Origin of the sequence: Enterococcus sp. S53 (assembly GCF_016516865.1) — a bacterium.
Taxonomy (GTDB): domain Bacteria; phylum Bacillota; class Bacilli; order Lactobacillales; family Enterococcaceae; genus Enterococcus_D; species Enterococcus_D innesii.
On the sequence record NZ_JACVUH010000031.1, the window covers coordinates 1 to 8,299 of the forward strand.

Sequence of the window (8,299 nt, forward strand, 5' to 3'; positions counted from 1 at the left end):
GACGAGTTCAAACTTGCTGTTGATGGACTCTTCTAGATAGCTGACTTTTTTACGAGTGAACTCATCCAGAAGAAACATGTTTTTTTCAATCTCCTGATTTTGCGTCTTCAATGCAGCATCTTCTTTTTTCAGTTCCTCGATACGATTTTCGTAACCGGATAGTCCTTTAATTTGCTGGAATTTCGCTTGCGCTTCCGCAATCAATACTCGTTTTTGCCGAATTTGTTCTTTTAGGTCTTGTTCTTCTTCTGCTGTGTCAGAAGTTGCATTCAAGATCTTTTGTTGCACGACTTTGATTTGATCTTGAATTTTTTGATATTCTTTTGTTTCTTCAAATTTTTGAGTGGAGCTTTCAATGAATACGAGTTCCTCATTGATTTTTTTCAATGTTTCTTCTGCTTCAGATAAACTATTTTCTAAACGAATATATTCTTTTTCGTGATCAGCAATTACGCCTTTGTAAGCGAGCAATTTCTCTTTAGCGGCTTTCCCCTCAGCGATGTTGGATTCCATGTCCTTTGTTTTCTGCTGGTTAAATCTCGAAACCATTCCTTCGATTTGATCAGCCGGTAGTTCCTGAGCGCATGTAGGACATACTTTTTGATGATCATCAAAAGCAGTTTCTTTTAATATGCGATATTTATTGCGATGCTCAGTTAGAAAGTGATCTAAATCATAGAACTGTTTGATTACCCTATCTTTCTTAATTTCTTCTTCGTCCCTAAGCGAACGAATTTCATTCACGATTCGTCGTTGCTTATTGAGATCATCTTGTAAAGATCGTGTTTCCATATTAGTACTGGACAAAAAAGCGGATTGAGCATTTGCTAGCTTAACTTTCAAATTGGCTAGTACTTCATGATGATCAAGCGTTGCATTGCCAGCGGCGATTGCATTTAATTTATTTTGCAAATCAGACACATCGGCTTCGTATTCAAAAACTTGCTCCTGAATCTCATCAGCAGATTGGTCCCCGATGTCAGCTTTTGCTTTAGCGAACATTTCTGTGACCTCTTGAATTCGAGCAGGTAATCCATCAATTTGTCTCTTCACTTCTTTTTTCTGTGAATAAAGGATTTTTCGATAATCATCGATCGTATGCTCCTTGATGACTTTTTCGATACCTTTCAACGCTGGATCTTTTGCGATGATTTCTTCATCACTTAAGCCAGTCATGTTGACCAAGATCTCACGACGGTTTTTCCAGTTCATCTTCATGAAGAAGGTAGAATCAAAAAGCATCTGCAAAATAGTTTCAGCACTAATTTTTTCAAAATATGCTTTCCATTCTTTTTCCATGGTCGGAACGCCATCAATCGTGTATTTGGTTGTGTCACTAACTCGAACCTTTTCAAGTTGTCCACGAGGTGTGTTCCATTTTTCTTCTTGAACTCGTTTTAACGTGACCATAGTGCCATCAATGACAAGCTCTGTTTCAACAGTGGGTTCTAACCCTAATTTTTCCTCGTTGTTTCCATCCAAAGGTTTAGGGTTTAATTTTGCACCTCGAGTGTCTTTGCCAAAAAGCAACCAAAGTAATGCATCAGCCAGTGTTGTTTTTCCTGATCCGTTCTGACCGCTTACTGTGGCGCTTTTGCCTTGCGGTTCAAATTCGAACGAATCCAAACCTTTGAAGTGTTTAAGTGATAAACGATTTAAAGTGATTTTTTTCATGTGAGATCACCTCGGAAAAATGCTGCGAGTTTCTCAGAAAGATCATCAGAATTTGTTGGCGACTTTTTTTCTAACCTTTCTTGCTCGTTTTCTTTCAGTTGTTCTAACTTGGCTTTACACTCCTGGCAATCACAAAGCTTCAGGTTTTCTTCCCATTGGTCAAGCTGATTAAAAATAGACAGTTCAACCTGAGTGTTTGAACCCACCTGAGATAATGATGCTAAGCCATTTTCATCAAAGGCACATAATGATAAAGCGACATTGTTCGCACGACACTCCAATGCTAGTGCCATAATCAAATTTTGAATTTTTTCGTTCATGTGTTACACTCTCCTTGAATAATGGTTTAATTTTGGCTTACGCTAGCGGTAACTGGTGTAAGCTCTTTTTGTTGTCTCTTCATTTCTCAATCTCCTTGAGACGTCTGCCACATTTCGTGCAGTAGGGACCATTCCATGGCTCGCATTTTTTCAATTCTGTAGCATTGATAAGCGTTTTTCTATTGCAGCTCTTGCATTGGAACTGATGAAGCTTTTCTTCTATCAGCATTTTTTACTCCCCTCCTTAACCGTCTCCTATATGCAATCTCGTCATACTTGATCAACCACCACATGATTGACACTGGCAATGCTATGATTGCCCAATCTGGCAATTGACGGTAGTTTCCGAACCAAACGCCTAAGAAAAATATCGTGATGATGAATGCCGATCTTCGCAGTCCTTTCACCTGATTAATTACCTCCCTTAAAAATTATTTGCCTATTCCACTATTTCTTCTGCGAATTCTATCTTTTCAACCAATTTCTTTGCGCATTCCAATTGGTCAATGGTTAATTGGATTTTTTCGCTAGCTAAATCAACAAACGTTTCATCCTCGTTTACGACAGTTGAACCTAAATCTCTCGCAGCATTTAGAAGCATTTCAGCGCCTTCCATCATCGTTTCCCACTCTTGCCATTTTTGCTCTAATTTTTCGTTGATTTTCATTTAAGTTCCTCCTACATTTCTAATTCCGTTTGAATCTGATTGATTCGTTCCTTGGTTACAGATGACGGCTGCCAATGGTCAATAAACCCCAAAACCTTTTGGAAATCCTTGTCTTTAATACGGCCACGATTTGGAACACTGAACAATTGTTTGATGCTTGATCCTAAATCCTGAAACAGCATGCTTTTTGCGCCTTGTCCAAGATGTTGATCCTTGCAGATCTGATAGACTTTCTTTTGGACCGCACGATCGATGGTTCCTTTGTCTTCAGTAGTGATCAGTTTGTTTTCTTCGATGTCTACAAGACGAGTGTCGATATCATCAATGCGTTTACTTGCTTCTTCATTTGCAGCGAGAGCTAGCAAGGCAAGACCTCTTGGTGTATCAGGAATCTGCGGTTGTTGCTTGATGTGATCCTCCATTTTGTTGAAAGCTTCAATGTATTTAAGTTTGAAATCATCTGCTTTTCTTCCGGTAAATCCAACAGCGATAAATGTCCAACCGTCCCGATTCATGTAATACATCTTTTGGTGTCTTCCTCTAGAATCCTTGTAAGTTCCCACAGCAAACATTTTTTCGTAATGCGCTGAATTTTCAGCCGATTGAATCTTTGCTTCAATAGCCTGTATTACGTTTTTGTGTTCTTTCTCAAAGCTTTCAGCTAAATTTAAGCTAGTTGTTACTGCTTGTTGGTCTTTCATAATTACTAAATTTGTCATTTTTCAATTTCCTTTCTGTTGTATAATTTCCTTATCAGTCAGTGGTCGGCTGAAATAATTGATAAGGGGTACAGAATATTGAAGTTAAATCACGATTGCATTCGAGATGTTTTATTGTTTGCTGAAGAACTTCCATACAATAATCAAGTTACTAACGATAGTATTTTCGAATCGGAACGTCTCGAGAAATATTCGAAAGATGAAATTTGCTACACTATTACTAAAATTGGAAATGATGATGCTAAACTAATTAATGGTTATGTGAAAATCGCCAGTGGTAAACCTTATATTACTTGTATAAAAAGTTTGACTTTTGAAGGCCATAAATACTTGGATAATATTAGAGACCCTAAAATTTGGAAAGAAAGTAAAAAGATTTCATCTAAAATCACAAGTGTATCAATCGACATAATGAGTACCATTGCTAGTAATGTAATTATGAAGACTCTTAAATTGGATTAATCAGTTTCCCAATCCTCAGCCATTAAATCATCAGCAGTAGGATTCCATCTAATACCAATCTCTTCTAGATTAGGTGAAATAAGCAAACAACATTCCCAACTGCTGGTGGTCGGCTTTACTTTCACATCGATTCCTGCTTCTTTTTCAGATTTTCTATATATGCACTTTCCATCTGATAAGGCTTTTTTCACAGCTTCTTTTATGTTCATAACTCTTAATCACCTCTTTGTCTTAAACCAAATGGATTCTCTTGTATTTCTCGAATTGATTTTTCCATACCTTCAAGATTTGCCAATACCTCTATTTTTAATTCTTTATTAGCCTTAGTATCTTCTGCCAAAGTACTGAGGCTTTTTGCCGCGCTTTCCAAGGCGATGGCGATGCGTTCTAAATAGTTATCCATTCATCTCACCTCAATTCTATTTAGGAAATGGTTTTGTAACTAAAGGTCCACGACCATAATTTCTAATGGATGCTTTCAACTCCTTGATACCTTCTTCAATTTGGAATCTCGCCGCTTTATCCTTTGTATTACGAAGCTCACGTCTCATCGCAGTAAGTTTCCGGTTGTTTTGAATGCTTTCTTTTTGTAATTTATTCATTTTGTATTTCTCCTCTTCAGTCATATTATTTGGTTAATGAATTGTTTAATTGCCGATTCAACCGATTCTGATAAATCAACTCTTGATAACTCCTCAATTCTCGAATCGATAGATCTCGCTGTGTGTCAGTCAATGGTACTTTCCGATCGTTAAGTTGATCGTGTAAGGTTCTCATCTTTTCTTTGATAAGACCGTGGATCATAAGCTCTTGTTGTAAGGTGTAGTTCATGCTGTAACACCGCCAAGCACTTCTTTCGGCGATACTTTCTTAGTCAGATATTTGTTGGTGTCCTTCCATTTTAGGAACCATAAGAAAGTATGATAATGAATGAATGTTGTTGAAGGGCCCGGGCGAAGCAAACCTTCTGCGAATTCAGGAATTTCGTCCATCTCCTTGCAGTATTGCAGCAAAGCTGATTTTGACATCCCATGAAATTTTTCTAGTATAAGCCCTTGTCGATACCAATCATCTGGATTTGCTTCTTTTTCAGCAGATATGATCAATTCTTTTAAAGTCGGCTTTTTCATAGAACCAATCTCCTATCTAATTTTGTAATGGGCAATAATGTTTGTGATTTGTTTCGGATGTTTTTCCGGATTGTTTAAAACTCTTCGAAGATATTGTTCAGACACATTTAATGCACTTGCTACATCAGGGATAAGCCACCCTTGTGTATCGAAATAGTCCAAAATCTTTTGAACAGTTTCCTTTGAAGTTGCCATTTTATTCACCTCGCTTATCAGATTGCGAAACAAGTTTAACAACTGTTTAATAAATTATGTTGACTTAATTAACATGTAGTGTTAACATTAGTCCATAGTTAAATAAGACATATAAACATTGATTTAAAAGCTTTCTTGGCGGTTGGCATTTATTAATCAAAGGTGTTTTTGTTGTCTTTATAGTTGTTAAACTTGTTTACAAGAATGATATTAACACCTATTGTTAAATTAATCAACATTTATTTAACAAATAATGTTAAATATTTTTCTTGAACGAAAGGAATATTGATATGACAACGTTTGAGAGAATAAAAGAATTAGCAAAAAAGCAAGGAAAATCATTAAACAAAGTGGAAGAAGAATTAGGATATGGTAGAAATGTACTATATAGATTAAAAAGTTCTAACCCTTCCGCTGAAAGATTGCAGGAAATAGCCAATTATTTTGGAGTATCTGTTGATTATTTGTTGGGTAGAACGGATAATCCTCATAATGCAGAGTCTGAAGATGAATACGATGATTTAGTTATGATGTTTCGAAAAAACGAAATGGAAATACCTGAAGAGAAGCGGGATGAGTATAGACGAGAAGTTGTAAAGCTCATGGATTTTGTTAAATTTACGATGAAAGAATTAGATGAAAAGAACAAAAATAAGTAGGTGTATTTGATGGATGTTGAGGTATCAGAGCGTATCGAAAGTAATAACTTGTTACTCAATAGATTTTTATTAGAAAACGATATAGACCCTATTGAATATAATTGGGAAATGTATTTTGAAAAATTTATAGCTGACAATAAAATTGAATTTATAAATAATCCCCCTAGATTGTCCTTAGATTTTTATTCTGGATTCACAGTTAAAAGTAATTATACAACAGCAATTTTTATTAACTCAAAAATGGTTTTGGCTCGTCAACGTTTTAGTGCAGCTCATGAGACGGATCATATTATCTATGACTTTGATGAAAATAAACCTACTCAAAAATTCTTTAATGTTGAGGAAAATACGGCTTTTTATACTAAGGAAGAATTAGCAGTTGAAAGATTGGCAAATGCGGGAGCTGGAGTTAAAATGCTTCCTGACATAACTATTGTAAAGTTTATGGAAACAGACATTTCTTTCTATAAAATGGCAGATGCTCTTGGAATGTCTTTTCCGGCTCTTTATACTAGGCTGGTGCAATTCTGTCAAACAACACTAAACATAAACGGTTCTTCAGCATCAAATCTGATTCAAAGATTTCAAAACAATAAAGATGATAAGTATTTTATAAATCAGCGCCTTTCTGGTTGGGGAAGTACAAAGAAAAAAGAAATTGAATACGCATACCAGAATAGTTTATAAAAAAATACCCTACCGAAGTTCCAGCTTCGATAAGGATTACTCATTTCTGAGAGATTACAAAATTATTATATCAAAGAAATGAGGTGTTTTAAATGGATGTTAAAAGCAAGAGGTTAAAAATCAAATGCGAGAATTGTTCTAAAGATTTCTATCTAACTTTTAATACAACGCAATGCCCTAACTGCGGTATCCAATATAATCCAGATGATGTTCATAAAATATTTTATGATTACGAATCACATCTAGCTAATTCGAAGTTATACAGATTCGGAGAGAAAATGGAAAAGTCTGGAGACAGCATCGAAAAAACAGGCAACGTCATTCAGCAAATTGGGTGTTTTATTTTTATGATACCCTTGGGGTTGTTTTGCATTTGGTTGATAATTACAATGCTATAAAAAAACACGCCCCTCTTTCCTGGTAGTCAGGGGGCGTGCAAACAGAAAATAACCAATAGGTTACGCCTATTGTATCAGAAAATAGGAGTTGTTGAAAGTGTGGATTGAAAAACTAGCGGATGGACGCTTTAAATACGTAGAGAGATATAAGGATCCGTATTCCGAGAAGACCAAAAAGAAGAGTGTTATACTCACAAGCGATTCTGCTCAAGCCTCTAACAAAGCACGTAAGATGTTAGATTCAAAGATTAACGAAGCGATAAACGAGAAGAAAAAAGAGCGGATCATGTTCCATGATGCGATTGATCAATGGTATGAAGGTCATAAAAAGCCGCTTAGGAACAGTTCGAAGTCCGCATACAACGCCACTATAAAAACTGTGAAGGAAATGATCGGTTCTGATGTTTGGACTGACAACATAGATGCCCCTTTATTACAAACTGCATTCAATAAGCTTGATTATTCGGATGAATACATGAGTACCATAAAATCTATTTTTAATATGGTATTTGAATACGCTCGTAGAATGAGCTACGTGGATTTTAACCCAATGACTGACGTTATCATAAAGAAGAGACCAAAGACTCGTGAGGACTTCAAGAAGCTTGAAAACAAATACTTAGAACGAGAAGAAGCAGAAATGCTCATTGAAGAACTATATCGTCGCCCCTCGACATATCGGTTAGGTAGATTAGCAGAATTTATGTTCTTGACGGGGATGCGTGTTGGCGAGGCTACAGCAATGCAGCCAAATGATTTTGATTTGGTTAATCGCCAAGCCCATGTAAGTGGATCAATTGACCGAACTGGAGGTTATCGAAAGGGTATTAAAGGACCTGTTAAAACAAATGCTTCTTATAGAACGATCGATATCACAAAAAGGACAATCGATCTCGTCCAACGAACCATTGATGAAGTGAATTTGGATGATATTGAGAATCCTAAATTTGAGAAATTGAACTATCTATTTGTAACTAAAAATGGTGTTCCCGTTCAAATTAATTCTTTCAACCTCGGATTGAAAAAAGCTGGAGCAAGAGTTGGACTTGAACATAAGAATTTATCCTCACATATTTTTCGCCACACTCATATTTCTTGGCTTGCCGAAAAAGGCTATCCGCTAAAAGCAATCATGGATAGAGTTGGTCATGAGGATTCTAAGATTACAAATCAGATTTACACACACGTTACTAAAAATATGCGTGCCAATATACTGGAAGATTTGGAAAAGGACGGACTTTAAACTACAATTTATTGCCCCTTTTCTGCCCCTTGGAACTATGTATAAAAGACAAAACCCGTTAGAGCCTTAGAGCCCCAACGGGTTTTTAATGAAGTTATTTCACTGCGTCTTTTAATTAAATCATTTCCTTACTACTATATACTGG

General features: G+C 36.2%; 15 protein-coding genes. 4 read left to right on the top strand and 11 right to left on the bottom strand.

All coding sequences use genetic code 11. The annotated features are described in order from the left end of the window. The 5 genes from IAE45_RS18065 to IAE45_RS18085 all read right to left on the bottom strand — a co-directional run. Positions 1–1,674 (bottom strand): AAA family ATPase (locus tag IAE45_RS18065; RefSeq protein WP_200127269.1); only part of this gene is annotated, 1,674 nt, incomplete at its 3' end. Further along, positions 1,671–1,994, bottom strand: coding sequence for a hypothetical protein (locus IAE45_RS18070; RefSeq protein WP_200127271.1), 324 nt, complete (start codon positions 1,992–1,994; stop codon positions 1,671–1,673). The genes IAE45_RS18065 and IAE45_RS18070, both read right to left, overlap by 4 nt. Positions 1,995–2,173: 179 nt before the next feature. Continuing rightward, positions 2,174–2,401 (bottom strand): hypothetical protein, encoded by a 228-nt coding sequence (locus tag IAE45_RS18075; RefSeq protein WP_200127273.1) that lies wholly within the window; start codon positions 2,399–2,401, stop codon positions 2,174–2,176. 32 nt (positions 2,402–2,433) lie between these two features. Beyond that, entirely contained in the window at positions 2,434–2,661 is a 228-nt protein-coding gene (locus IAE45_RS18080; protein ID WP_200127275.1) for a hypothetical protein, read from the bottom strand. Positions 2,662–2,672: 11 nt separating this feature from the next. Beyond that, positions 2,673–3,380, bottom strand: a complete 708-nt coding sequence (locus tag IAE45_RS18085) for a Rha family transcriptional regulator (RefSeq protein ID WP_200127276.1) — start codon at positions 3,378–3,380, stop codon at positions 2,673–2,675. Between the two features lie 78 nt (positions 3,381–3,458). Between IAE45_RS18085 and IAE45_RS18090 the strand changes: the two genes are divergently transcribed. Beyond that, positions 3,459–3,842 carry a DUF2513 domain-containing protein gene (locus IAE45_RS18090; protein ID WP_200127278.1) on the top strand — a complete coding sequence of 128 codons (384 nt, stop codon included), beginning with the start codon at positions 3,459–3,461 and terminating at the stop codon, positions 3,840–3,842. On the opposite strand, the gene IAE45_RS18095 is transcribed toward IAE45_RS18090, so the two are convergent. Genes IAE45_RS18095 through IAE45_RS18120 form a run of 6 tightly spaced genes read right to left on the bottom strand, consistent with a single transcriptional unit; the run spans position 3,839 to position 5,167 of the window. Continuing rightward, positions 3,839–4,051 (bottom strand): Thoeris anti-defense Tad2 family protein, encoded by a 213-nt coding sequence (locus tag IAE45_RS18095; protein ID WP_144771878.1) that lies wholly within the window; start codon positions 4,049–4,051, stop codon positions 3,839–3,841. The genes IAE45_RS18090 and IAE45_RS18095 overlap by 4 nt on opposite strands. 5 nt (positions 4,052–4,056) lie before the next feature. Beyond that, positions 4,057–4,245: a hypothetical protein gene (locus IAE45_RS18100; RefSeq protein ID WP_200127280.1), complete on the bottom strand. Its 189-nt coding sequence runs from the start codon at positions 4,243–4,245 to the stop codon at positions 4,057–4,059. Between the two features lie 16 nt (positions 4,246–4,261). Continuing rightward, the gene (locus IAE45_RS18105; RefSeq protein WP_200127282.1) at positions 4,262–4,444 is read right to left on the bottom strand and encodes a hypothetical protein; all 183 of its coding nucleotides are present in this window, start codon (positions 4,442–4,444) and stop codon (positions 4,262–4,264) included. A gap of 25 nt (positions 4,445–4,469) precedes the next feature. Continuing rightward, entirely contained in the window at positions 4,470–4,673 is a 204-nt protein-coding gene (locus IAE45_RS18110) for a hypothetical protein (protein WP_200127284.1), read from the bottom strand. After that, positions 4,670–4,972 carry a hypothetical protein gene (locus IAE45_RS18115; RefSeq protein ID WP_200127286.1) on the bottom strand — a complete coding sequence of 101 codons (303 nt, stop codon included), beginning with the start codon at positions 4,970–4,972 and terminating at the stop codon, positions 4,670–4,672. The genes IAE45_RS18110 and IAE45_RS18115 overlap by 4 nt, the downstream gene beginning before the upstream one ends. 12 nt (positions 4,973–4,984) lie before the next feature. Further along, positions 4,985–5,167: a hypothetical protein gene (locus IAE45_RS18120; protein ID WP_060792331.1), complete on the bottom strand. Its 183-nt coding sequence runs from the start codon at positions 5,165–5,167 to the stop codon at positions 4,985–4,987. A 290-nt stretch (positions 5,168–5,457) separates the two neighbouring features. Between IAE45_RS18120 and IAE45_RS18125 the strand changes: the two genes are divergently transcribed. The 3 genes from IAE45_RS18125 (at position 5,458) to IAE45_RS18135 (ending at position 8,154) form a co-directional block, all read left to right on the top strand. Beyond that, on the top strand, positions 5,458–5,826 hold the full coding sequence (locus tag IAE45_RS18125; RefSeq protein ID WP_200127288.1) for a helix-turn-helix domain-containing protein: 369 nt from the start codon (positions 5,458–5,460) through the stop codon (positions 5,824–5,826). Between the two features lie 9 nt (positions 5,827–5,835). Continuing rightward, positions 5,836–6,513, top strand: coding sequence for an ImmA/IrrE family metallo-endopeptidase (locus IAE45_RS18130; protein ID WP_200127297.1), 678 nt, complete (start codon positions 5,836–5,838; stop codon positions 6,511–6,513). 495 nt (positions 6,514–7,008) lie between these two features. After that, positions 7,009–8,154, top strand: coding sequence for a tyrosine-type recombinase/integrase (locus tag IAE45_RS18135; RefSeq protein WP_200127299.1), 1,146 nt, complete (start codon positions 7,009–7,011; stop codon positions 8,152–8,154). The last annotated feature ends 145 nt before the right edge of the window (positions 8,155–8,299 follow it).